1 protein-coding gene is annotated in these 518 nt (G+C 61.2%); it reads right to left on the reverse strand.

Going from position 1 to position 518, the window contains the following annotated elements; translation table 11 throughout:
- Positions 1-197 precede the first annotated feature (197 nt).
- The coding region (locus tag ACW6W5_RS17845) for an electron transfer flavoprotein subunit alpha/FixB family protein (RefSeq protein WP_458233676.1) at positions 198-518 on the reverse strand (321 nt) is incomplete at its 5' end.

The raw sequence follows: 518 nt of genomic DNA on the forward strand, positions 1-518 counted from the left end.
TCTCGTGGGCTCCAGGAAACGAGGTAAGCGTTCGACTGATTCGGTCGACGAGTTCTTCCAGGCAGTTTCGACAACCATAAACGGGCACCACGACCGAAACATCTTGATCTGGTCGCAGTGCATCAGTCGTGGGATCTGCCATGAGCGGCGTTGTGTTCAAAGTGTTGACTCAGGGGTGTGGTGGCGTTCTAGCAGTGTTACAGGGCGCGTTCCAGTTCGGGAAGCAAGGTGAACAGATCCCCCACCAGGCCGATGTCGGCGATCTCGAAGATCGGCGAATCCGGGTCCTTGTTGATCGCCACGATGGTGCCGGCGTCCTTGATACCGGTCAGGTGCTGGATCGCGCCGCTGATGCCCACGGCCACGTACAGCTCCGGCGAGATGATCTTGCCGGTCTGACCGACCTGCAGGTCGCTGGGCACGTAGCCGGCATCGACCGCCGCACGCGAGGCGCCCACGGCGGCGCCGAGCTTGTCGGCCAGCTGGAAGATCACCTTGAAGTTCTCTTCCGAGCCCAC

The organism is Stenotrophomonas sp. IS26 (assembly GCF_054188265.1).